21 protein-coding genes are annotated in these 22,525 nt (G+C 60.9%); 14 read left to right on the top strand and 7 right to left on the bottom strand.

Going from position 1 to position 22,525, the window contains the following annotated elements; genetic code table 11:
- Positions 1-433: 433 nt before the first annotated feature.
- The 7 genes from ACSBQS_RS23160 (at position 434) to ACSBQS_RS23130 (ending at position 7,336) form a co-directional block, all read left to right on the top strand.
- Positions 434-2,569: an intracellular growth attenuator family protein gene (locus ACSBQS_RS23160; RefSeq protein ID WP_042785500.1), complete on the top strand. Its 2,136-nt coding sequence runs from the start codon at positions 434-436 to the stop codon at positions 2,567-2,569.
- 98 nt (positions 2,570-2,667) lie between these two features.
- Positions 2,668-3,348 (top strand): GMP/IMP nucleotidase, encoded by a 681-nt coding sequence (gene yrfG, locus ACSBQS_RS23155; protein ID WP_047026496.1) that lies wholly within the window; start codon positions 2,668-2,670, stop codon positions 3,346-3,348.
- On the top strand, positions 3,345-3,752 hold the full coding sequence (gene hslR, locus ACSBQS_RS23150; protein WP_033645283.1) for a ribosome-associated heat shock protein Hsp15: 408 nt from the start codon (positions 3,345-3,347) through the stop codon (positions 3,750-3,752). Before yrfG ends, hslR begins: the two co-directional genes overlap by 4 nt.
- A 25-nt stretch (positions 3,753-3,777) precedes the next feature.
- Positions 3,778-4,656, top strand: coding sequence for an Hsp33 family molecular chaperone HslO (gene hslO / locus ACSBQS_RS23145; protein WP_033645284.1), 879 nt, complete (start codon positions 3,778-3,780; stop codon positions 4,654-4,656).
- A 194-nt stretch (positions 4,657-4,850) separates the two neighbouring features.
- Positions 4,851-6,470, top strand: coding sequence for a phosphoenolpyruvate carboxykinase (ATP) (gene pckA / locus ACSBQS_RS23140; protein WP_015379308.1), 1,620 nt, complete (start codon positions 4,851-4,853; stop codon positions 6,468-6,470).
- A gap of 126 nt (positions 6,471-6,596) precedes the next feature.
- Entirely contained in the window at positions 6,597-6,860 is a 264-nt protein-coding gene (locus tag ACSBQS_RS23135; protein ID WP_004930730.1) for a FitA-like ribbon-helix-helix domain-containing protein, read from the top strand.
- Positions 6,857-7,336, top strand: coding sequence for a type II toxin-antitoxin system VapC family toxin (locus ACSBQS_RS23130; protein ID WP_033645285.1), 480 nt, complete (start codon positions 6,857-6,859; stop codon positions 7,334-7,336). Before ACSBQS_RS23135 ends, ACSBQS_RS23130 begins: the two co-directional genes overlap by 4 nt.
- Positions 7,337-7,368: 32 nt before the next feature.
- Here the strand turns inward: ACSBQS_RS23130 and envZ are convergent, their stop codons facing one another.
- The 4 genes from envZ to cbpA form a co-directional block, all read right to left on the bottom strand.
- Positions 7,369-8,739, bottom strand: a complete 1,371-nt coding sequence (envZ, locus tag ACSBQS_RS23125; RefSeq protein ID WP_033645286.1) for a two-component system sensor histidine kinase EnvZ — start codon at positions 8,737-8,739, stop codon at positions 7,369-7,371.
- Complete coding sequence (ompR, locus tag ACSBQS_RS23120; protein ID WP_004709363.1) at positions 8,736-9,455, bottom strand: osmolarity response regulator transcription factor OmpR; 720 nt, start codon at positions 9,453-9,455, stop codon at positions 8,736-8,738. Before ompR ends, envZ begins: the two co-directional genes overlap by 4 nt.
- 256 nt (positions 9,456-9,711) lie before the next feature.
- The gene (locus ACSBQS_RS23115; RefSeq protein WP_004930739.1) at positions 9,712-10,017 is read right to left on the bottom strand and encodes a chaperone modulator CbpM; all 306 of its coding nucleotides are present in this window, start codon (positions 10,015-10,017) and stop codon (positions 9,712-9,714) included.
- Between the two features lie 5 nt (positions 10,018-10,022).
- Positions 10,023-10,985, bottom strand: coding sequence for a curved DNA-binding protein (gene cbpA, locus ACSBQS_RS23110; RefSeq protein ID WP_033645288.1), 963 nt, complete (start codon positions 10,983-10,985; stop codon positions 10,023-10,025).
- Between the two features lie 230 nt (positions 10,986-11,215).
- On the opposite strand from cbpA, the gene greB reads away from it, so the two are divergent.
- The 5 genes from greB to ACSBQS_RS23085 all read left to right on the top strand — a co-directional run bounded on the left by greB (position 11,216) and on the right by ACSBQS_RS23085 (position 17,633).
- A complete protein-coding gene (gene greB / locus ACSBQS_RS23105) occupies positions 11,216-11,689 on the top strand; it encodes a transcription elongation factor GreB (protein WP_033645289.1) in 474 nt (157 codons plus the stop codon).
- Between the two features lie 157 nt (positions 11,690-11,846).
- A complete protein-coding gene (locus ACSBQS_RS23100) occupies positions 11,847-14,177 on the top strand; it encodes a Tex family protein (RefSeq protein ID WP_042785504.1) in 2,331 nt (776 codons plus the stop codon).
- A gap of 604 nt (positions 14,178-14,781) precedes the next feature.
- A complete protein-coding gene (feoA, locus tag ACSBQS_RS23095) occupies positions 14,782-15,006 on the top strand; it encodes a ferrous iron transporter A (RefSeq protein ID WP_042785505.1) in 225 nt (74 codons plus the stop codon).
- Positions 15,007-15,078: 72 nt separating this feature from the next.
- Positions 15,079-17,394 carry a Fe(2+) transporter permease subunit FeoB gene (feoB, locus tag ACSBQS_RS23090; protein WP_042785506.1) on the top strand — a complete coding sequence of 772 codons (2,316 nt, stop codon included), beginning with the start codon at positions 15,079-15,081 and terminating at the stop codon, positions 17,392-17,394.
- Positions 17,394-17,633 (top strand): FeoC-like transcriptional regulator, encoded by a 240-nt coding sequence (locus tag ACSBQS_RS23085; RefSeq protein WP_004930758.1) that lies wholly within the window; start codon positions 17,394-17,396, stop codon positions 17,631-17,633. The genes feoB and ACSBQS_RS23085 overlap by 1 nt, the downstream gene beginning before the upstream one ends.
- Positions 17,634-17,676: 43 nt before the next feature.
- Here ACSBQS_RS23085 and ACSBQS_RS23080 read toward each other — a convergent pair whose 3' ends face one another.
- Entirely contained in the window at positions 17,677-17,961 is a 285-nt protein-coding gene (locus ACSBQS_RS23080) for a YdgH/BhsA/McbA-like domain containing protein (RefSeq protein ID WP_004930765.1), read from the bottom strand.
- A 270-nt stretch (positions 17,962-18,231) separates the two neighbouring features.
- Complete coding sequence (bioH, locus tag ACSBQS_RS23075; protein ID WP_042785508.1) at positions 18,232-19,002, bottom strand: pimeloyl-ACP methyl ester esterase BioH; 771 nt, start codon at positions 19,000-19,002, stop codon at positions 18,232-18,234.
- A gap of 40 nt (positions 19,003-19,042) precedes the next feature.
- Here bioH and gntX point away from each other — a divergent pair, with 40 nt between their 5' ends.
- Both gntX and nfuA read left to right on the top strand, forming a co-directional pair.
- Positions 19,043-19,726 (top strand): DNA utilization protein GntX, encoded by a 684-nt coding sequence (gene gntX / locus ACSBQS_RS23070; RefSeq protein WP_047026499.1) that lies wholly within the window; start codon positions 19,043-19,045, stop codon positions 19,724-19,726.
- Between the two features lie 58 nt (positions 19,727-19,784).
- Positions 19,785-20,360 (top strand): Fe-S biogenesis protein NfuA, encoded by a 576-nt coding sequence (gene nfuA / locus ACSBQS_RS23065; protein WP_004930777.1) that lies wholly within the window; start codon positions 19,785-19,787, stop codon positions 20,358-20,360.
- Positions 20,361-20,429: 69 nt separating this feature from the next.
- Here nfuA and malQ read toward each other — a convergent pair whose 3' ends face one another.
- Positions 20,430-22,523: a 4-alpha-glucanotransferase gene (gene malQ, locus ACSBQS_RS23060; RefSeq protein ID WP_047026500.1), complete on the bottom strand. Its 2,094-nt coding sequence runs from the start codon at positions 22,521-22,523 to the stop codon at positions 20,430-20,432.
- Positions 22,524-22,525: the final 2 nt, after the last annotated feature.

Genomic DNA, 22,525 nt, shown 5'->3' with positions numbered 1-22,525 from the left:
GAGGTTGCCCAGGCGCGGACAGGGCAACCGAAAAAATGATTGGCGTAACGCACGGCTCGTTGGCGCTCAAACGCTGACCAAATTCGATCTTGATCACATTGTGCGTTAAGGGCAAGCTCGGCCGCAACGCGCATGAACAGTAATTTACTTTCTTTTAACAAGCGTCGCCAGCCGCGGGCGATTTTCTGCACTGATTCAGCAAACAGCGCGCATGAAAATAGGATAATGCCGATATCGACGGCAGGGGCCGGTTGCTAGTATCACGCAGGCAAGAATCAGTGATAAAATGACCTTGCTTCATGAAGGAATGAGATCCAAAGCGAAAATCTGTTTGTTCCCTCATTAGTTCTGGGTGCCTCCTGGCGGTTTACTCCGTATAATATTCAGCTTTTCATCAGGTTGGCGAAATTCACGGGTGTGAGATGGGGATTGCATGAGCACAATAGTGTTGATATTGGCCTTAGTGCTTGTCTGCCTGATTGCCGCCGGCCTGTACCTGTGGTTCAAGGCCCGCCACCCGACGGCGCTGGCGCGCACGCTGCCGTTTATCAAACCCGCCCACCGCAAGCTGACCGACGAAGAACGCGCGGCGGTCGAGTTCTACCTCAATCAACAAAACAAGCTGAGCAACAAACTGTTGCCCGGCGGCGGCGCTACGCTGCCCGCAGCCAAACTGGCGCTCACCCCGCAAAGCGATAACGTTTATCCCGTGACGCACGCCATCACCCGTTACGGGCTGGCCAGCGACGATCCCAATAAATGGCGCTATTACCTCGACGCTGAAGAGGTGCACCTCCCCCCGTTTTGGGAACCCTACATCACCGCCGACAACCATGTGGAAGTGATCCGAACCCAGACGCTGCCGCTGGTGATTTCGCTCAACGGGCACTCGCTGAAAGATCATATCCACGACCGGCCGCAGCCGCCGGTCGTGACCGCCGCGCCGACCAAAAACGCCTCCATCCGCAAGGAAGAGAGCGAGCATGTCGAGCTGGTGAACATTCGCAAGGAAACGCCGGAAGAGCATGCGCTGAACCGGCCGAACGGCATCCGTGAAGCCGTCATCATCTCCGCCGCGCTGCTGCTGCTGTTCTTCAGCCTGATCAGCCCGGTGCTGGTGATCCCCTGGATGATTTTCGTGGCGGTGCTGATGATCGCCTGGGGAGGGTGGAACCTGTTCCGCCGCCCGGCGTCGCGCGAGTTGAAAGAGATCCACTGCCTGCGCGGCACGCCAAAGCGCTGGGGCCTGTTCGGCGAATCCGGCCAGGGGCAGATCAGCAATATTTCGCTCGGCATTATCGATCTGATCTATCCGCCGCACTGGCAACCGTACCTGACGCAGGATCTGGGCAAAACCACCGATGTGGACGTCTATCTCAACCGTCAGGTGGTGCGGCAGGGGCGTTTCCTGTCGCTGCATGACGAAGTGAAGAATTTCCCGTTGCAGCAGTGGGGCCGCAATGCGGTGCTGGTCGCCAGCTCGGCGCTGGTTCTGCTGCTGCTGCTGATCTATATCCCGCTCAACCTGCCGTTGACCCTCAGCATGGCCTGGCTGCAAGGCGCGCAAAAAGTGGAAGTGACCAGCGTACAGGCGCTGGAGGCCACGCCGCTGCGCATCGGCGACACGCTGAAAGTGCGCGGCAGCGGCATGTGCTATGTCCCGCCGCCGGCCAACGGCGGCGGCGCCGTCAATTTTGCGCCGTTCGACTGCTCCGGCATCTATTGGAACACCGCCGCCCCGCTGCCGCAGCCGGAATCGGAAGTCATAGACAAAGCGACAGCCCTGCTGGCGACGGTCAGCGGTCAGCTGCATCCGAGCGGCGCCGATCAGAAGGTCAACCCGCAGCTGGCCAGCGCCATCGAGAAATCCGGCATGATCCTGCTGGACGATTTCTCCGATATCGTGCTGAAAACGCAGGATCTGTGCCAGACGGAAAACGACTGCGTACGGCTGAAAAACGCGCTGGTTAACCTGGGCAACGCGAAAAACTGGAGCAGCCTGGTGAAACGCGCCAAATCCGGCGCGCTGCAAGGCGTCAACGTCCTGCTTCGTCCGGTCAGCGCCGAATCGCTGGAAAGCCTGACCAAAGTGGCCACCTCGTCGTTCATCTTCAATGAGACGCGACTGGCCGCCGCTGCGCTCAACAGCCCGCCGCCAGGCGGTTTCCTGATCCGCAGCGACGAAGGCCGCCAGTGGGTCAGTCACCCCCAGCCGCAGACGCCGCAAAGCGAATACAACGCGCTCGACCAGTGGAATGAGCTGCAGCGCCAGTCCAACCTGCTGCTGCATACCCCATTCCAGGCGCAGGGCGTGATCACCAGCCTCAGCGTTGACGCCAATGGCACTCGCCACGTGGCGTTGCACAGCGAACCGGACATGATCACCCTGTGGCGCTATCTCGGCACCAGCCTGTTGTTGCTGGCCGTAGTGGTCAGCCTGGGTTATAACGCCTGGCGGCTGGTGCAGCGTCGGCGCATCAATCAGCACCGCGTCGCCGATATCCAGCGTTACTACGACAGCTGCTTCAATCCGCAGCTCAATCCGATGTCGATGCGGCCGATGGCCTGAACCTGACGCCGGGGCTTCGGCCCTGTCATCCGCTTATGCTACGCTAACGCTATTATTCTCATCTGCGGACTGCCCGTCGGTCCGCCCGTGGAGTTTTTATGGTTCCCGAGTTTGATTGGCCGCAGATCGATACCGTGCTGCTGGACATGGACGGCACATTGCTGGATCTGGAGTTCGACAGCCACTTTTGGCTCAGCCTGGTGCCGCAGGCGCTGAGCGAAAGGCGCGCCATTCCGTTCGACGAAGCCCGCCACATCATCGAGCGGGAATATCAGGCGGTGCAGCACACCATGAACTGGTATTGCTTCGATTACTGGAGCGAGCGGCTGGATCTGGACATTTACCGCATGACCAGCGAAGTGGGCAGCCGCGCCCGGCTGCGCGAAGACACCGAGCCTTTTTTACGGGCGCTGCGCGACGCCGGCCTGCAAACCATTTTGCTGACCAACGCCCATCCGCACAGCCTGGCGGTGAAAATCGAGCATACCGGCCTCGATCGGCACCTTGATTTATTGTTTTCCACCCACACATTTGGTTATCCGAAAGAAGATCAGCGTCTGTGGCAGGCAGTGCAACAGCACACCGGATTCAACCCGCAGCGCACGCTGTTTGTCGACGACGGCGAGCCGATCCTCGACGCGGCGCGCACTTTCGGCATTCGTTACTGCCTGGGCGTGCAAAACCCGGACTCCAGCACGGCGGAGAAAAGCTTCCAGCGCCATCCGTCGATGCGCGACTACCGCCTGCTGATACCGGCGCTGCCCAAGGGGGAAGCATGAAGGAAAAAGCGACGCGCGACGACGCGGTCCGACTGGATAAGTGGCTGTGGGCCGCACGCTTCTACAAGACCCGCGCGCTGGCGCGCGAAATGATCGACGGCGGCAAGGTGCATTACAACGGCCAGCGCGGCAAGCCGAGCAAGATTGTCGAGCTCAACGCCGAGCTCAAACTGCGGCAGGGCAACGAAGAACGTACGGTGATCGTGCTGGCGCTGACCAGCCAACGCCGCGGCGCCAACGAGGCGCAGCAAATGTATCAGGAAACCGAAGCCAGCATCGCTAACCGCGAAAAAATGGCGCTGGCGCGCAAGATGAACGCGTTGACCATGCCGCATCCGGACCGACGTCCGGACAAAAAGGAGCGGCGCGACCTGATGAAATTTAAATTTGGTGAGCAGGAATAACCCCTCACCGCAATGAGAGAAGATTATGTCCAACCATGACCAATTGCACCGTTACCTGTTTGAAAACTACGCGGTGCGCGGCGAGCTGGTTACCGTCAGCGAAACCTATCAGCAGATCCTGAACAACCACGACTACCCGGCGCCGGTGCAAAAACTGCTGGGCGAGCTGCTGGTCGCCACCAGTCTGCTGACCGCAACCCTGAAGTTCGACGGCGACATCACCGTTCAGCTGCAAGGCGACGGCCCGCTGAAGCTGGCGGTGATCAATGGCAACAACCGCCAGGAGATGCGCGGCGTTGCGCGCACCCAGGCGCCTATCGCCGACGACAGCACCCTGCATCAGATGATCGGCAACGGCGTCATGGTCATCACCATTTCCCCAACGGAAGGCGAACGCTATCAGGGCGTGGTCGGTCTGGAAGGGGAAACGCTGGCCGAATGCCTGGAAGCTTACTTCCGCCAGTCTGAACAGTTGCCGACCCGCCTGTTCATCCGCACCGGCGAAGCGGAAGGCAATGCCGCGGCGGCCGGCATGCTGCTGCAGGTGCTGCCGGCGCAGGACGGCAACCTCGATGATTTCGATCACCTGGTGCAACTGACCAACACGGTCAAAAGCGAAGAGCTGTTCGGCCTGCCGGCCAACGAGGTGCTGTACCGTCTGTATCATCAGGAAGAAGTCACTCTGTATGAACCGCAGGACGTGCAATTCCGTTGTACCTGTTCACGCCAGCGTTGCGCCGACGCGCTGCTGACGCTGCCGACCGACGAAGTGGCGGACATGCTGGAGCAGGACGGCAATATCGACATGCACTGCGACTACTGCGGCAGCCACTATGTCTTTGACCCGGTTGATGTTGCCGCGTTGTATGCGGGCAACGCCGGCGAAAGCGACCGGTTGCACTAAGTCACACCCTCTCGGCGGGCGCGCCCGGCGCCCGCCAAGCCCCGCCGTTTGCACGTTTGCTTTTTTCCGTGTGCTATCTCTCAGATCGTAACGAAATACCGCCTAAAACGTTAAATATTTGATACCCATCGCGGTTACGCACCGTTAGATCCCTACAATTGCCGCCAGAAATTCTGTGACCAAGGAGTAGTAACATGCGCGTTAAAGGTATAACCCCTCAGGATCTGGCCGCTTACGGCATTCACGACGTCAGCGAAATCGTTCACAACCCGAGCTATGAACTGCTGTTTAAGGAAGAAACAGACCCATCTCTGGAAGGTTTTGAGCGTGGGGTAGTCACCAAGCTGGGTGCCGTCTCCGTCGATACCGGCATCTTCACCGGCCGTTCGCCGAAAGACAAATACATCGTCCGCGACGACATCACCCGCGATACCGTGTGGTGGGCCGATCAGGGCAAAGGCAAAAACGACAACAAACCTCTCAGCCCGGAAGTCTGGGCCGATCTGAAACACCTGGTCACCGAGCAACTGTCCGGCAAGCGCCTGTTCGTGGTGGATACCTTCTGCGGCGCCAACGCCGACTCGCGCCTGAAAGTGCGTTTCATCACCGAGGTGGCCTGGCAGGCGCACTTCGTGAAAAACATGTTCATCCGCCCGAGCGACGAAGAGCTGGCAGACTTCGAACCGGACTTCGTGGTGATGAACGGCGCCAAATGCACTAACCCGAACTGGCAGCAGCAAGGCCTGAACTCGGAGAACTTCGTCGCCTTCAACCTGACCGAGCGCATGCAGCTGATCGGCGGCACCTGGTACGGCGGCGAAATGAAGAAAGGCATGTTCTCGATGATGAACTACCTGCTGCCGCTGAAAGGCATCGCCTCGATGCACTGCTCGGCCAACGTGGGCGAGAAAGGCGACGTGGCGGTGTTCTTCGGCCTGTCCGGCACCGGCAAGACCACCCTCTCCACCGATCCTAAGCGTCAGCTGATCGGCGATGACGAGCACGGCTGGGACGACGACGGCGTGTTCAACTTCGAAGGCGGTTGCTACGCCAAGACCATCAAGCTGTCTGAAGAAGCCGAGCCGGACATCTACCACGCCATCAAACGCGATGCGCTGCTGGAAAACGTCACCGTGTTGGCCGACGGCAGCATCGACTTCAACGACGGTTCGAAAACCGAGAATACCCGCGTTTCTTACCCGATCTACCATATCCAGAACATCGTCAAGCCGGTGTCCAAGGCGGGTCACGCCACCAAGGTGATCTTCCTGACCGCCGACGCCTTCGGCGTGCTGCCGCCGGTATCGCGCCTGACCGCCAACCAGACTCAGTACCACTTCCTGTCCGGCTTCACCGCCAAGCTGGCCGGCACCGAGCGCGGCGTGACCGAGCCGACGCCAACCTTCTCCGCCTGCTTCGGCGCCGCATTCCTGTCGCTGCACCCGACGCAGTACGCCGAAGTGCTGGTGAAACGCATGCAGGCCGCCGGCGCCCAGGCTTACCTGGTCAACACCGGCTGGAACGGCACCGGCAAACGCATCTCGATCAAAGATACGCGCGGCATCATCGACGCCATCCTGAGCGGTGAAATCGACAAGGCGGAAACCGTTACCCTGCCTATCTTCGATCTGGCGATGCCGACCGCGCTGCCTGGCGTGAACCCGGAGATCCTCGATCCGCGCAACACCTACGCCAGCCTCGAGCAGTGGCAGGAAAAAGCGCAGGATCTGGCCGAGCGCTTCATCACCAACTTCGACAAATACACCGACACGCCTGCGGGCGCCGCGCTGGTCAGCGCCGGCCCGAAGCTGTAATTCGGTAACGTTACCTCTTCAGCTAAGGCGCGGATCCCGCGCCTTTTTTTATTTCAATTGATTGCTTTTTAACCGGGGAGACGAGAGAATAAGTCAATGCAATCATTGATAGCAAAGGAGGTTTCAATGGCTACTATCACCGTCAGAAATCTGGACGACGAAATCAAAGAGCTGCTGCGTATCTCAGCGGCGAAAAACGGCCATTCCATGGAAGAGGAAGCGCGCATGATCCTGAAACAGGCGCTGGTGAAAAAGCCGCCGCGCTATGGATTGGGTACCTGGATGCATCAGCACTTCGCCGAATTCGGCGGCGTTGAGCTGGAGATCCCACCGCGTGACGCCGTGCCGCCACGCATCGTCACCTTTGATGATGAAGATGACAACGCATGATCATTATCGACACCGACGTCATTTCAGAAACGCTGCGTCCCAGCCCGTACTACAACGTCATTAACTGGTTAAATGAAAAGGACAATGACGAGCTCTATCTCAGCGCCATTGTCCTCGCCGAACTGTTCAGCGGCGTGGCCTGCATGCCTGACGGCAAACGCCAGCGGGATCTCAAGCTGAAATTGGCGGACGCCATTGAATTGAAGTTCGAGGGGCAGATATTGCCGTTTGATGGGCTGTGCGCGATGCAATACGCGGAATTGACGGCAAGGAATCGGCTGTTGGGTAAAGCGATGAGCGTGCCCGATACCCAAATCGCCGCCACCTGCCTGCATTACGGCGCCGCGCTGGCCACCCGCAATACCAAAGACTTCCTCCACTGCGGCATCGAATTAATCGATCCGTGGCAGGCGCCGACCGGCCGCCGGTTGCATGAGGATGCGGCGGAATACTACGTGATGAGCAGAAAGTCCTGACGGGGCCGCAGCGGCGCGGCCCACATCAGAGGTCAGGCGGTTTCCCTGGCCGTTTGATGGCCGTTGGTCGACTCTTTTTTCTCCATCGGCAACGGAATATAAGCGCGGATCAATAGCCCGCCGCGCTCGCTGGTGCCGATATCCAGTTCGCCATCATGCGCGTCGATAATACGCTGCACGATCGCCAGCCCCAGGCCGGTGCCGCTGGTGCTGCGCGCGCTGTCACCGCGTACGAACGGCTGCAGCAGGTGCTTCAACTCGTCCGGCTTGATGCCCGGGCCGTCATCTTCCACCTGGAACCAGCCGCGCTGCAGCTCACGGCCGCTGCTGACCTTGATCCAGCCGTTGCCGTAACGCGCCGCGTTCACCACCATATTCACCGCCGCCCGTTTAATCGACAGCGGATGCACGTTCATCATCAGCTCGCCCGGCGACAGCGCGGTTTCAATCACCCGCTCATAGCCGCTCTCGGCCGCGACCACTTCGCCTAAAATGGCGTTCAGATCGCTGCTTTCAGTCGGCATTTCCTGCCCGGTGCGCAGATAATCGATGAACTGCTCGATGATGGCGTTGCACTCTTCGATGTCTTTATTGATCGACTCGGCCAGATAGCCGTCTTCGGCGCTCATCATCTCCGTCGCCAGGCGGATGCGCGTCAACGGCGTGCGCAGGTCGTGGCTGACTCCGGCCATCAGCAAAGTGCGGTCATCCGCCAGCTGTTTGACGCCCGACGCCATCTGATTGAATGCGCGAGTCACCGACCGCACTTCGGAAGCGCCATACTCGCGCAGCGGCGGCGGAATAATGCCCTTGCCCACCTGCAGCGCCGCATGTTCCAGCTCCACCAGCGGGCGGTTTTGAATACGAATAAACAGCCAGGCGCCGCCGATCGCGAGCAGCATAATCGCCAGCGTATAGCGGAACAGCGGCGAGAAATCGCCCTGGTGGATTTCCGTCAGCGGCACGCGCACCCAGATATCGGGCTGCAGCCAGGTTTTCAGCCACACCACCGGGGAGTTCTTGTTCACCTCCACCCGCACATCGGTCGGCCCGCCGAGCTGCTGCGCCATCTGCTGGCTGAGGAACTGGTAGTGCTGCGCCCAGCGCAGGCCGCTCTCCTCCGCCGCCGAGTTGGTGTAGAGAGAGATGCCCAGCTCGCGGTAGATCTCACGGCGGAACGCCGGCGGCACCTCCAGCAGCGTGCCGTCCTCCAGCTGTAGCCGATCGGTCATCAGCATACGCACTTCGTAGGCCAATACCTTGTTGAACTGCTGCAGGCTGGGCAGGATGGCGAAGTTCAGCACCACCAGATAGGTCGTCACCAGGCTGACGAACAGCAAGGTGACGATCAACAACAGGGTTCGGGCAAACGAGCTACGCGGTGAAAAGCGCAATCGCCTCATGCCTTACTGCCGTCCGGGACGAAGACGTAGCCGAGACCCCACACGGTCTGGATATAACGCGGATGCGCCGGATCTTCTTCAACCATACGGCGCAGACGAGAGATCTGCACGTCGATGGAGCGTTCCATGGCGCTGTATTCGCGGCCACGCGCCAGGTTCATCAGCTTATCGCGCGACAGCGGTTCACGCGGGTGGCTGACCAGCGCCTTCAGTACCGCGAACTCGCCGCTGGTCAACGGCATCGGCTCGTCTTCGCGGAACATCTCGCGGGTGCCGAGGTTCAGTTTGAATTTGCCGAAAGCGATCACCGCTTCTTCCTGCGAAGGCGCGCCCGGCAGTTCGTTCGCCTGACGGCGCAGCACCGCGCGGATACGAGCCAACAGCTCACGCGGGTTGAACGGTTTAGGAATGTAGTCGTCGGCGCCGATTTCCAGGCCCACGATGCGATCGACCTCTTCGCCTTTCGCGGTGACCATAATGATCGGCATCGGGTTGCTCTGACTGCGCAGGCGGCGGCAGATGGACAGGCCGTCTTCGCCCGGCAACATCAGATCGAGCACCATCAAATGGAAGGATTCACGAGTCAGCAAGCGATCCATTTGCTCAGCGTTGGCAACGCTGCGAACCTGGAAGCCCTGCTCGGTTAAATAACGTTCTAAAAGCGCGCGCAGGCGCATGTCATCATCGACAACCAGGATCTTATGATTCTCTTGCATGGTATTACTCCCAAAGGCTTTATTGCCTGACTCGAATATTGTTAGAAAACCTTGCCATTTGAGACAGCGTTTAATGGTATGTATTCTAGACGAAATTGTTACAAAGCTTATTCTTTTCCCCATTTATCAACAATTTTCAGTGAATGTCGACGGGGGTTCGTCAAAATTTCGCCCTTTATCGGCGCAATGTGGGGCGACGGCCCAATTTTGTGCAATTTCGCCACCGGGAAGCGCCCGGTGGCGTTCAGCTCTCGGGTCAGGAAGTTTGCAGGAAACGCGCCAGCTGCCTGCGCAGCTGTCGGTTCTCTTGCTGTAGCGCATCAACCCGGTCGAGCAGCGTCAGCGCCATGGCGATCCCCGGCCAGTCCAGATCCAGCTCCGCCCGCAGCCTGCGTGCGCGCTGCAGATGGCTCAGCGCCGGATAATCAAACTCCCAGCGTGGCTGCGCCGGCTCCAGCGGCACGATAACGCCCAGGCCGACGATCTCGACCAGCTCGTCCTCTGAAATCTCCACCCTCTGACACAATTCCACCACGGTGAAAGTGATCTCTTTTTTCATCATCTGCTTTACTCCCATTCCGCGCGCGGGTTGAACGCCGCCTGTTCAGCCAGTTCCCGCCACAGGGCGCTGGCCTTCTCGTTCGGCTTCGGCGGCATCACCACCTTGAGAATAACGTACAGGTCACCGGGCTCTTTCTTGCCCGCCAGCCCTTTGCCTTTGACCCGCAGCCGTTTGCCGCTCTGGCTGCCGGCCGGCACGGTCAGCGCGATTTTGCCGGTCAGCGTCGGCACCTCAATGCTGGCGCCGAGCGCCGCTTCCCACGGAGCGAGCGGCGCCACGATGCTCAGGTTGTGGCCGTCTATCTCAAACAGCGGGTGCGGCGCGAGGCGGATAACCAGATACAGGTCGCCGTTCTGGCCGCCGCCCACGCCGGCAACGCCCTGCCCCTTGAGGCGAATGCGCTCGCCGTCGCCCACGCCGGCCGGAATTTTCACGTTCAGCGTCTTGCTGGCTTCGCTTACCTGCCGCCCCAGTTCGTCATACACCGGCAGCTTGTAGGAAATCTCGCGGCTTTGACCATGCAGCGTTTCCTCGAGGAACAGCGGCACCTCCATCTCCAGATCCTGGCCGCGGAAGCCATGCCCGCCATGCGAGTGCGAAGCGGAACGGTGCCCGCCCGCCGCCCGCCCGCCGAACATGCTCTCGAAGAAGTCGGAGAAGTCTTGCGCGTCGGCGCCGCCGCCGTGCCATGAGGCGCTCTGCTGATAGCCGCCGTGATCGCCGCGCGCCTGGCGGCCAAAGTTCGGATCGTTGCGATGCAGCCGGATCTGATCGTACTCGGCGCGGCGCTCGTCGTCCTTCAGTACCTCATAGGCTTCGGCCAGTTCCTTGAACTTGCTCTCGGCGTCGTCTTCGGTGCTCACGTCAGGGTGATATTTACGCGCCAGCCGGCGGTAGGCCGTTTTGATGGTTTTCAGATCGGCGTTGGGCTCAACGCCCATCGTGGCGTAGTAATCTTTAAATTCCATGCGGTAATACCTTCAATGTGTTGGGTTGTGCGCCAAAATTCCTTGTCTCTCTCGCCAGATATCCTCCTTTCGTCACATTCTTTTTCCGCTATCGCTAAGCATACTCCCGATTGTTAAAAGCTGCGCAAACTGAATAAAAACCGTGCGACAAGGCGCAGGCCCGCGCGCCATTTTTAAAGCCCTCCGCATTCACGTACACTGTGGCGGTGGCCCCATAAAGATAAATCACGATGAGAACTCAACTGATAACCCGTGAAGGGTATGACAAGCTCAAACAAGAGCTGGATTACCTCTGGCGCGAAGAACGCCCCGAGGTGACCAAGAAAGTGACCTGGGCCGCCAGCCTGGGCGACAGAAGCGAAAACGCCGATTACCAATACAACAAGAAGCGGCTGCGCGAGATCGATCGCCGCGTCCGCTATCTGACCAAATGCCTGGAGCAGTTGAAGATCGTCGATTACTCCCCGCAGCAGGAAGGCAAAGTGTTCTTCGGGGCCTGGGTGGAGGTGGAGAATGACGACGGCGAGATCAAACGTTTTCGCATCGTCGGCTACGACGAGATTTTCGGCCGCAAGGATTACATCTCCATCGATGCGCCGATGGCGCGCGCCCTGCTGAAAAAAGAGGTCGGGGACGTCGCCACTGTCAATACCCCGCTGGGCGAGGCGCAGTGGTACGTTAACGAGATAAACTACCCGAAGTAAGCTTTCAGCTTTTTCCGAACCGCCGCCAACGCCGCCGCCCGAGCTGTTCTCCACGCCGCGGCCGCGCGGCGGCGGCCCGCTCCGCTGGCATTTTCCGCGATCAATCCGTATAACTGTCCCCTGTTTATTCACCGTTCTCAATACAGATACCAGACCTATGAATGACCCACTGAGCCGCATTATTGCAACAGAACTGCAGGCCCGGCCGGAGCAAGTCGACTCCGCCATCCGTCTGCTGGATGAAGGTAATACCGTGCCCTTTATTGCACGCTATCGTAAGGAAGTCACCGGGGGCCTGGACGACACCCAACTGCGCCAGCTGGAAACCCGCCTGGGTTATCTGCGTGAACTGGAAGATCGTCGTCAGACCATCCTGAAGTCGATCGATGAACAGGGCAAACTGACCGAACAACTGGCGGGGGCGATCAACGCCACGCTGAGCAAGACCGAACTCGAAGATCTCTACCTGCCGTACAAACCCAAGCGCCGCACCCGTGGCCAGATCGCCATCGAAGCCGGTCTGGAACCGCTGGCGGACACGCTGTGGCAGGATCCGCAACAGCAGCCGGAACAGCTGGCTGAACGCTACGTCGACGCCGAGAAGGGCGTGGCGGACGTGAAAGCCGCCCTCGACGGCGCGCGCTATATCCTGATGGAGCGCTTCGCCGAAGACGCCGCGCTGCTGGCCAAGGTGCGCGACTACCTGTGGAAAAACGCCCATCTGGTCTCCAAAGTGGTCGAGGGCAAGGAAGACGAAGGCGCCAAGTTCCGCGACTACTTCGATCACCACGAACCGATTTCCCAGGTGCCTTCGCACCGCGCGCTGGCGATGTTCCGCGGCCGCAACGAAGGCGTGCTGCAGCTGGCGCTGAACGCCGATCCGCAGTTTGAGGAAGCGCCGCGCGAAAGCCAGGCGGAGCTGATCATCATCAATCACCTCAATCTGCGCCTGAACAACGCTCCGGCCGACGCCTGGCGCAAGGCGGTGGTCAACTGGACCTGGCGCATCAAGGTGTTGCTGCACCTGGAAACCGAGCTGATGGGCACGGTGCGCGAACGCGCGGAGGATGAAGCGATCAACGTCTTCGCCCGCAACATGCATGATCTGTTGATGGCCGCGCCGGCCGGCATGCGCGCCACCATGGGCCTCGATCCGGGCCTGCGCACCGGGGTGAAAGTCGCCGTGGTCGACGCGACCGGCAAACTGGTGGCCACCGACACCGTCTATCCGCACACCGGGCAAGCGGCCAAAGCCGCCGCCATCGTCGCGGCGCTGTGCATCAAACACAACGTGGAGCTGGTGGCGATCGGCAACGGTACCGCTTCGCGTGAAACCGAGCGTTTCTATCTCGACCTGCAAAAGCAGTTCAGCGACGTCCGGGCGCAAAAAGTGATCGTCAGCGAAGCGGGCGCGTCGGTGTACTCCGCGTCCGAACTGGCGGCGCAGGAGTTCCCGGATCTCGACGTGTCGCTGCGCGGCGCGGTGTCCATCGCCCGTCGTCTGCAGGATCCGCTGGCGGAGCTGGTGAAGATCGACCCGAAATCCATCGGCGTCGGCCAGTATCAGCACGACGTCAGCCAGAGCCAGCTGGCGAAAAAGCTGGACTCGGTGGTGGAAGACTGCGTGAACGCCGTCGGCGTCGATCTGAACACCGCTTCGGTGCCGTTGCTGACCCGCGTGGCCGGCCTGACGCGCATGATGGCGCAGAATATCGTCAACTGGCGCGACGAGAACGGCCGCTTCAGCAACCGTGAACAGCTGCTGAAAGTCAGCCGTTTGGGGCCGAAAGCGTTCGAACAGTGCGCCGGCTTCCTGCGCATCAACCACGGCGACAACCCGCTGGATGCCTCTACCGTCCACCCGGAAGCCTACCCGGTGGTGCAGCGCATTCTGGCCGCCACCGAGCAGGCGCTGCAGGATCTGATGGGCAACGCCTCGGCGGTACGCAGCCTGAAAGCGGTCGATTTCACCGACGACAAGTTCGGCGTGCCGACGGTCACCGACATCCTGAAAGAGCTGGAGAAGCCGGGCCGCGACCCGCGTCCTGAGTTCAAAACCGCCACCTTTGCCGAAGGCGTAGAAACCCTCAACGATCTGCAGCCGGGCATGATCCTGGAAGGGTCGGTGACCAACGTCACCAATTTCGGCGCCTTCGTGGATATCGGCGTGCATCAGGATGGCCTGGTGCACATCTCCTCGCTGGCGGACAAGTTCGTCGAAGATCCGCACACCGTGGTGAAGGCCGGCGACATCGTCAAAGTGAAGGTGATGGAAGTCGATCTGCAACGCAAACGCATCGCGCTGAGCATGCGTCTGGATGAGCAACCGGGCGAAGGCTCGCCGCGCCGCGGCGGCAACGCGCCGGCACAGCGCGACAACGCCAACCGTTCGGCGCCCGCCAACAAGGCTAAACCGCGCAATGCGGCGCCGGCCGGCAACAGCGCCATGGGCGACGCGCTGGCGGCGGCTTTCGGCAAGAAACGCTAAGTCAGACCAACAGGGCGGAGCCTGCTCCGCCCTTTCCAATGAAGAAAACTTGCGGCATTTTTGACCCGCCTCAATAAACCATCATCTTTTTATTTCCCGTTCTTGTGTGACCGTCCTCCCATTATTCAGCCAGCAAAAATCCCTTCTGCAGCCGTTTATTAACAACTCCGTTAACACGTATTTTTCATTTTGCGAATTGTGAGCGAAACACAAATGGTTACCGCTCGCATTACGGCGGAATAATGTTATTGAATTGCCTTTCACCAGAAATAAAAAAGGAAAAAACGCCATCGCCATTTGCAAACGAGATAACCTGGCTACAAATACGTAACTGATTTAACTCGCCATTCTCATTTGTTCCCAAGTGCAAGCAGTGATAAAACATCGTTAATCAAGACAACGCCATTAAAAACTGCCGTCACCATAATAATTGGTTACAATACCCTTACTTTTTGTATTGAACGCGATAATGATAATTACTATTATTTTCGCTCACTTTATTGCATGACCTTATGGATGAATACCGCCGACGGCGTGGCATTTTCGCCGGCAACGTCCAATTATCATCAGCCCGATGCTCATCGGCACCCGGAAGGTTAATGACATGCAGCTTCAACCTAAACACACATATAAGATTGTCGGCTTTTCCAGCGAGATTGCGCCGGCCTACCGCCAAAAATTGTTATCGCTCGGCATGCTGCCCGGCTCTTCGTTCGACGTGGTGCGCGTCGCGCCGCTGGGCGATCCGATAGAAATTAAAACCCGCCGCGTCAGCCTGGTGCTGCGCAGGAAGGATTTGGCGCTGCTGCAGCTCGACGGCCAGCCCTGAGCCGGCGCGCCCTCCGTTTGCCGGTGCGCCTTTGCGCCGGCGCTGTTCTCCTTGAAGACGACACGCAGAACTATGAAAAAACTCACCATCGGCTTAATCGGCAACCCAAACTCCGGCAAAACCACGCTGTTCAACCAACTGACCGGCGCGCGCCAGCGGGTCGGCAACTGGGCGGGCGTGACGGTCGAACGCAAGGAAGGCCATTTCACCACCCCGCAGTCCGACGTGCGGCTGGTCGATTTGCCCGGCACCTACTCCCTGACCACCATTTCGGAGCAGACGTCGCTCGATGAGCAGATCGCCTGCCACTACATTTTGAGCGGCGACGCCGATCTGCTGATCAACGTGGTGGATGCCTCCAACCTGGAACGCAACCTCTACCTGACGCTGCAGCTGCTGGAGCTGGGCATTCCCTGCATCGTGGCGCTCAACATGCTCGACATCGCCAAAAGCCAGCATATCGATATCGACGTCGCCGCGCTGTCGGCGCGCCTCGGTTGCCCGGTAGTGCCGATGGTCTCCACCCGCGCCGACGGCATCGGCGTGCTGAAACAAATGATCGACAATCATCGCATCAACGAACAGCAGGCGCTGGTGAACTACCCGCCGCTGCTGCTGAAAGAGGTCGCCACGCTGAGCGACGCCATGCCGCAAACGCTGCCGGCGGCGCAGCGCCGCTGGCTGGCGCTGCAGATGCTGGAGGGCGACATCTACAGCCATCGCCTGGCCGGCCCCGCCGTGGCGCGGCTGCCAGCGGCCATTCAGGCGCTGCAACAGCAGCAGCAGGAGGACCCGGCGCTGGTGATCGCCGACGCGCGCTACCAGTCCATCGCCGCCCTGTGCGACGCGGTCAGCAACTCGCAGCAGGCGATGCCCAACCGCCTGACCGACATACTGGATAAAGTGATCCTCAACCGCTGGCTGGGCGTACCGATCTTCCTGCTGGTGATGTACCTGATGTTCCTGCTGGCGATCAATATCGGCGGCGCGCTGCAGCCGATCTTCGATATCGGCTCGGCGGCGATCTTCATTCAGGGCATTCAGTGGCTGGGTTACACCCTGCACTTCCCCGACTGGCTGACCGTCTTCCTGGCGCAGGGCGTCGGCGGCGGCATCAACACCGTGCTGCCGCTGGTGCCGCAGATCGGCATGATGTACCTGTTCCTGTCGTTCCTGGAAGACTCCGGCTACATGGCGCGCGCGGCGTTCGTGATGGACCGCCTGATGCAGGCGCTCGGGCTGCCGGGCAAATCCTTCGTGCCGCTGATCGTCGGCTTCGGCTGCAACGTGCCGTCCATCATGGGCGCCCGTACGCTGGACGCCCAACGCGAACGCCTGATCACCATCATGATGGCGCCGTTCATGTCCTGCGGCGCCCGTCTGGCAATCTTCGCGGTATTCGCCGCCGCGTTCTTCGGCCAGGACGGCGCCGGCGTGGTGTTCTCGCTGTATATGCTCGGCATCGCGGTGGCGATCCTAACCGGCCTGGTGCTGAAATACACCCTCATGCGCGGCGAAGCCTCGCCGTTCGTGATGGAGCTGCCGGTCTACCACGTGCCGCACCTGAAAAGCCTGCTGCTGCAAACCTGGCAGCGGCTGAAAGGCTTCGTGTTGCGCGCCGGCAAGGTGATCGTGGTCGCCAGCATGTTCATCGGCGGCCTGAACAGCTTCTCGTTCAGCGGCAAGACGGTCGACAACATCAACGACTCCGCGCTGGCTTCGGTCTCCAAGGTGCTGACGCCGCTGCTCCAGCCTATGGGCGTCCACAGCGATAACTGGCAGGCCACCGTCGGCCTGGTGACCGGCGCGATGGCGAAAGAAGTGGTGGTCGGCACGCTGAACACGCTGTACACCGCCGAGCACATCAATAAAGAGGCGTTCGACGCCGCCAACTTCAACCTGCTCGACGAGCTGGGCGGCGCGCTGCAGGAAACCTGGGACGGGCTGAAAAACACCTTCAGCCTGAGCGTGCTCTCCAACCCGATCGAAGCCAGCAAGGGCGACGGCGAGATGGGCGTCGGCTCGATGGGCGTGATGAGCAGCAAATTCGGCTCCGGCATCTCCGCCTACAGCTACCTGATCTTCGTGTTGCTGTACGTGCCTTGCGTCTCGGTGATGGGCGCCATCGCCCGTGAATCGAGCCGCGGCTGGATGACCTTCTCAATCCTGTGGGGGCTGAACGTCGCCTACTCGCTGGCGACGCTGTTCTATCAGGCGGCCACCTTCAACCAACATCCGCAGTACAGCCTGACGGCGATCCTGGCGGTGGTGCTGGTAAACCTGCTGGTGCTGTTCGGCCTGCGCCGGGCGCGCAGCCGCGTCACGGTTCGCCTGGGCAACGCCACGCCGGCGGCCTGCTGTCAGGGCGCCAAAGGGAGCTGCCACTGATGGCCGGGCTGCTGCAGGTGCGCGATGCGTTGGCGCTGCGCGGCAGCGCTCAGGCGCAGCAGCTCAGCCAATCGCTGGCGACGCCGCTGCCGCTGGTGCAGGCGATGCTGGACCGTTTGACGGCGATGGGGAAAGTGGAACGCATCGAACAGGATGACGGCGCCTGTCTGAGCGGCGGCTGCAAAAGCTGCCCGCAGGGCCAGGGGTGCAGCACGGTGTTCTACCGGCTGAAGGCCTGACGTTCAGGGGCGCCGCTGCGGGCGCCCCCTTGCCGTTCAAGGCTTATTGCTTGTCTTTGTAAACTTCGGCGATGGCGCTGAATTTACCGTGTTCGCGGCCCGCCAGGATCACGTAGTATTGACCGCCCTTTTCGTCCGCCAGTTTGGACAGCTCTTCCTTGGCATCCATCGGCGACGTGGTTTCCGCCGTGGTGGTCACGGTGCCGATCTTCTCGTATTTACCCGGATTCTTATCCAGATCTTCCTTGGTCAGCAGGGTTGCCGCCATGGAGCCGAAAGACACCGAACCCAGCACTGCCGCTGCAATAATCATCTTCAATGATTTCATGACACTAACCTCTCAATGGATAATTTATCTGTTATGAAAGCCGTCCAGGATCCATGCGTAGTACTGCAGGCTGCCGCGACATCCTCAGGCCTCGTTGCTTTCCCTGACGGGGCCTGTTTCCCAGAGACGAAACGCCAAAATGAAAATCGCCGCACGCGGTCTTTTCATTTTGCAGCCAACGCATTGACTCACTAAGTATTGAACAGCTTTGTCTTTTATCCACCCGGCAGCGTTTTTTTTCGCGCTCTATCGTGCGTTTTCACGCTGCATTCAATGTGCTGCAATAAACGCTTCGATCATCGTCACAAATTCATCGGGATGAGAGATAAACGGCGCATGGGCGGCTTTAGCCACGATCTGCGACGTGGAGTTCGGCCAGGCGGCGTCGAGCAGCTCGGCGACCTTGCGCGGCACCAGCCCGTCCAGATAGCCGTAGATCCGCAGCAGCGGCAGATTCAACTCCGCCAGCGGCGCGCGCAGATCGGCGGTGCGCAGGATCTCCAACCCGCCGTTCAGTACTTCGACGCTCGGCGTCGGTTGGTTGAGCACCACCGCTTTCAGCTGGCGCGCATCCTGACGCGCGCTCTCGGTGCCCAGCGTCTGCAGCGCCAGAAAACGCTCGACGGTGCGCTGGAAATCCAGGCTTAGCTGGTGCTGGAAACCGCTCAGCACGTCCGGACGGATCCCCGGCCACTCATCGCGGGCGGCAAAGCACGGCGAGGAGGCTACGGTGATAAGCCCGCTGACCCGCTGCGGCTGCATCAGCGCCGCCTGGCTGGCCACCAGCCCGCCGAGCGACCAGCCGAGCCACCAGGCCTGCGGCGGGGCGGCCGCCAGCACGATTTCCGTCATCTGCGCCAGCGACAGGGCGCCGAACCCCTGGCTACGGCCGTACCCCGGCAGATCGACCAGGTGCAGGCGAAAATGCGGCGTCAGCCGCGCCTGAATGCAACTCCACACTTCGGCGTTCAATCCCCAGCCGTGCAGCAGCACAAGATCGCGTTCACCTTCACCTATTGTTTGCCAGTACAGCGCTGTCATTGGTTATTGTCCTTTCATGCTTACCCGTCTCGGAGACACTATGCTATCAATCCGCAGCCGCTGTTGGCTATGCCGACAGCCATTGAGCATGATGCGTCATGGCCTCTGCAGCTGCTGCCTGCGTCACCTGCCGGCCAGACCGCCGTGTTGCCCGCGCTGCGGGCTGCCCGCCGGGGAGACGCGCACGCCCTGCGGCCGCTGCCTGCAACGGCCACCGCCCTGGCAACGGCTGGTGTTCGTCGGCGACTACGTGACGCCGCTCAGCGGCTTGGTAAAAAGGTTCAAGTTCCACCGCGCGCCCGAGCTGGCGCCGGCGCTGGCGCGCCTGATGCTGTTGCGCTGGCAGCAGGCGCGCAGAGAGCAGTATCTGAACAGACCTGACCTGATTTTGGCGGTACCCTTGCATGCAACACGCTGCTGGCGCCGTGGCTATAACCAGAGCGATCTGCTGGCCCGGCCGCTGGCGCACTGGCTGGGCTGCGCCTACCGGCCCGCCGCCTTGCGCCGGGTGCGCAAAACTGCTCTGCAACAGCGGCTGAGCGCCTCTGCCCGCAGACGCAATCTGCAGCGCGCGTTCGCCTGTACCGTGCCGGTCGCCGGCCGGCATATCGCCCTGGTGGATGACGTGGTGACCACCGGCAGCACCGTCTCGGAGATCGCGGCGCTGCTGCGGCGGCAAGGCGCCGCCTCGGTGCAGATATGGTGCGTTTGCCGCACGTTGTAGTGCCACGGCAATGGGCGTATTATAACCGACTATAGAAGTCAACTATTGAGCTAATGCTATGATCCGTATAACAGATGCTGCACAGGAACACTTTGCCAAACTGCTGGCAAATCAAGAAGAAGGCACCCAAATCCGCGTATTCGTGATCAACCCGGGCACGCCGACGGCCGAATGCGGTGTCTCTTATTGCCCGCCGGACGCGGTAGAAGCGACGGATACCGAACTGAAGTTCGACAAACTGTCCGCCTATGTCGATGAACTGAGCGCGCCGTATCTGGAAGACGCCGAAATCGACTTCGTGACCGACCAGTTGGGTTCTCAGCTGACGCTGAAGGCGCCGAACGCCAAGATGCGCAAGGTCGATGACGACGCGCCGCTGATGGAACGCGTGGAATACGTGCTGCAGTCGCAGATCAACCCACAGCTGGCGGGCCACGGCGGACGCGTAACGCTGATGGAGATCACCGACGACAACATGGCTATTCTGCAGTTCGGCGGCGGTTGCAACGGCTGTTCGATGGTCGACGTCACGCTGAAAGAAGGCATCGAGAAAGAGCTGCTGCAGAAGTTCCCGGAGCTGAAGGGCGTGCGTGATTTGACCGAGCACCAGCGCGGCGAGCACTCCTACTACTGATACCCGGCGTTCGCGCCACGGTAGATAACACAATGCCGGAAGGGGGAACCCGTTCCGGCATTGTCGTTTTCAGCCCACCGACACCTTGCGTCGGCGCTTGTCCAAATCCTTCAGCAGCCGGTTTATCCGCGGGTCGGCGAACGTCTCCTCCAACGTCCGGGTCAGCTTGCGCCGCCAGTTAGGGTACTGATCGCTGGTGCCGGGGATGTTGACCGGATCGGCCATGTCCAGCCAGTCTTCCGGCTGCAGGCCGAGCAGAGCGCTGGCGCTGTCGGCGACATAGCGCTGCAGGCCGCGGTTGAGCAGCGGGCTCATGCCGAGCAGCGCCGCCTTCTTGCCCACCTTCTGCGGCACGCAGCCATAACGATGCAATCCATCCAGCAGCCCCTGCTTGGCGCGTTCCCGATCGGCGAACAGCGCCCGCAGGATTTCCGCGTCCGGGTAGAGACCCAGCCGGTTGCCGAGCGTCAGATCGTCACTTTGCCAGTAGCCGCGCAGCGTCGGCAGATCGTGGGTGGTGATGGTCGCCATCGCCTGCACCGGATAGGCCTGCGGCGCGCGGAAATGGTGTTCGCCGTCGCTTTCGAAATAGAGCACTTTGTAGGAATAGACGCCGCTGTCGCGCAGCTTGCCGACGATTTCCACCGGCACCGTACCGAGATCCTCGCCGATCACCATGCAGCGATGGCGCTGGCTTTCCAGCGCCAGCACCGCCAGCAGATCGTCCACCGGGTATTTGACGTAGGCGCCGCGATCGGCGGTTTCGCCATACGGGATCCACCATAGCCGCAGCAGCGCCATGACGTGATCGATACGCAGCGCGCCGCAGCTGGTCATGTTGGCGCGCAAAAGATCAATGAACGGCTGATACCCGCGCGCCGCCATCACGTGCGGATCCATCGGCGGCAGGCCCCAGTTTTGCCCCAGCGGGCCCAGAATATCCGGCGGCGCCCCGACCGACGCTTTCAGGCAGTACAGCTCGCGGTCACACCAGGTTTCCGCCCCGCCTTCCGCCACCCCGACCGCCAGATCGCGATACAGGCCGATCGGCATCTGCTGCTGCCTGCTCTGGTCAAAACACTGCGCGAATTGGGTGGCCGCCAGCCACTGCAGCCACAGGTAAAAACGAACCGTTTCCTGGTGTTCAGTGCAGAACTGCCGCACCGCTTCGCTATCTCCCTGCCGATAACGTTCGGGCCAGGCCGGCCAGCCCCACTGGCTGATGTCATCCGCCGCCAAATGGGCATGCAGCGCGTCGAAGGCCGCTTGCCGATACAGGCTGTCGCCGCCGTCCGTCACGAATTGCTCGAACGCCTGACGCTGCGCGTCGTTTGGCTTGCGCGCCTGAAATACCGGAAACGCCAGCTTCAGCGCCGCCAGTTTCAGCTGCATCACGGCGGTGTAATCCACCCACTCCGCAGCGCGCGCTTTGGCGAGCTGTTTCTGCGTCGCCGGCTTCTGCCACCAGCGCTGCGCCGCGTCGCTGCGCTGGAAATCCTCCACCGCGTTGACGTCGATATACGCCAGGTTCAGCCAGCGGCGCGACGAGGGGCTGTAAGGGCTGGCGCTCTCCGGGTTGGCGGGGTACAGCGCATGGATCGGGTTGAGGCCGACGAAAGCGCCGCCGCGTTCCCCCACCTCTTCCACCATCAGGCGCAGATCGCCGAAATCGCCGATGCCCCAGTTGCGATCGGAGCGCAGCGTGTACAGCTGAACGCAGGCGCCCCACAGCTTTTTGCCGGTCAACAAGGCGTCCGGCTCGAAGCAGCGCCTCGGCGCGACGATCACTCGGCATGACCACTGCCGTGCGCCCTGGCTCAACGTCAATTGGTGGTAACCCGCCGGCAGCTCGCCGGGCAGCGTCAGGGTCTTGCGCGCGCCGACGCGCCCCTGCAGGCATTCGCCGTCTTCACGCTGCAGCGCCCACAGGTATTCGCCTTCGCCCGTCGGCGTCAGCGCCAACGGCGCGCCCTGATAGAACACCTTGACCGCCGGTAACGGCGGCGGCGCGGTATCCTGCACCGCATCATCGGCCCACTTCATGGCCGCCAGCAGCTTGCGCTTGGTCTGCGGCTCAATCGCCTGCCGTTTGCCGTGAGCATTGATGAAATCGGCAGCGATCCCCGCCTGCGCTGCCGCCTGATCGATACGCTTGCGATCCATTC

It is taken from the genome of Serratia sp. H402Y (assembly GCF_051172415.1).
In the GTDB taxonomy this organism is placed as follows: Bacteria; Pseudomonadota; Gammaproteobacteria; order Enterobacterales; family Enterobacteriaceae; genus Serratia; species Serratia ureilytica.
This window is presented reverse-complemented; position numbering and strand designations above follow the sequence as displayed.

Excerpts from the sequence above, each read along its gene's own strand:
- ACSBQS_RS23085 (WP_004930758.1), top strand. The coding sequence starts at position 17,394 with ATGGCCGGGCTGCTGCAGGTGCGCGATGCGTTGGCGCTGCGCGGCAGC.
- pckA (WP_015379308.1), top strand. The coding sequence starts at position 4,851 with ATGCGCGTTAAAGGTATAACCCCTCAGGATCTGGCCGCTTACGGCATT.
- malQ (WP_047026500.1), bottom strand. The coding sequence starts at position 22,523 with ATGGATCGCAAGCGTATCGATCAGGCGGCAGCGCAGGCGGGGATCGCT.
- ACSBQS_RS23135 (WP_004930730.1), top strand. The coding sequence starts at position 6,597 with ATGGCTACTATCACCGTCAGAAATCTGGACGACGAAATCAAAGAGCTG.
- ompR (WP_004709363.1), bottom strand. The coding sequence starts at position 9,455 with ATGCAAGAGAATCATAAGATCCTGGTTGTCGATGATGACATGCGCCTG.
- ACSBQS_RS23100 (WP_042785504.1), top strand. The coding sequence starts at position 11,847 with ATGAATGACCCACTGAGCCGCATTATTGCAACAGAACTGCAGGCCCGG.
- bioH (WP_042785508.1), bottom strand. The coding sequence starts at position 19,002 with ATGACAGCGCTGTACTGGCAAACAATAGGTGAAGGTGAACGCGATCTT.
- ACSBQS_RS23115 (WP_004930739.1), bottom strand. The coding sequence starts at position 10,017 with ATGATGAAAAAAGAGATCACTTTCACCGTGGTGGAATTGTGTCAGAGG.
- feoB (WP_042785506.1), top strand. The coding sequence starts at position 15,079 with ATGAAAAAACTCACCATCGGCTTAATCGGCAACCCAAACTCCGGCAAA.
- ACSBQS_RS23130 (WP_033645285.1), top strand. The coding sequence starts at position 6,857 with ATGATCATTATCGACACCGACGTCATTTCAGAAACGCTGCGTCCCAGC.
- nfuA (WP_004930777.1), top strand. The coding sequence starts at position 19,785 with ATGATCCGTATAACAGATGCTGCACAGGAACACTTTGCCAAACTGCTG.
- ACSBQS_RS23080 (WP_004930765.1), bottom strand. The coding sequence starts at position 17,961 with ATGAAATCATTGAAGATGATTATTGCAGCGGCAGTGCTGGGTTCGGTG.
- gntX (WP_047026499.1), top strand. The coding sequence starts at position 19,043 with ATGCTATCAATCCGCAGCCGCTGTTGGCTATGCCGACAGCCATTGAGC.
- yrfG (WP_047026496.1), top strand. The coding sequence starts at position 2,668 with ATGGTTCCCGAGTTTGATTGGCCGCAGATCGATACCGTGCTGCTGGAC.
- hslO (WP_033645284.1), top strand. The coding sequence starts at position 3,778 with ATGTCCAACCATGACCAATTGCACCGTTACCTGTTTGAAAACTACGCG.
- greB (WP_033645289.1), top strand. The coding sequence starts at position 11,216 with ATGAGAACTCAACTGATAACCCGTGAAGGGTATGACAAGCTCAAACAA.
- ACSBQS_RS23160 (WP_042785500.1), top strand. The coding sequence starts at position 434 with ATGAGCACAATAGTGTTGATATTGGCCTTAGTGCTTGTCTGCCTGATT.
- hslR (WP_033645283.1), top strand. The coding sequence starts at position 3,345 with ATGAAGGAAAAAGCGACGCGCGACGACGCGGTCCGACTGGATAAGTGG.
- feoA (WP_042785505.1), top strand. The coding sequence starts at position 14,782 with ATGCAGCTTCAACCTAAACACACATATAAGATTGTCGGCTTTTCCAGC.
- cbpA (WP_033645288.1), bottom strand. The coding sequence starts at position 10,985 with ATGGAATTTAAAGATTACTACGCCACGATGGGCGTTGAGCCCAACGCC.
- envZ (WP_033645286.1), bottom strand. The coding sequence starts at position 8,739 with ATGAGGCGATTGCGCTTTTCACCGCGTAGCTCGTTTGCCCGAACCCTG.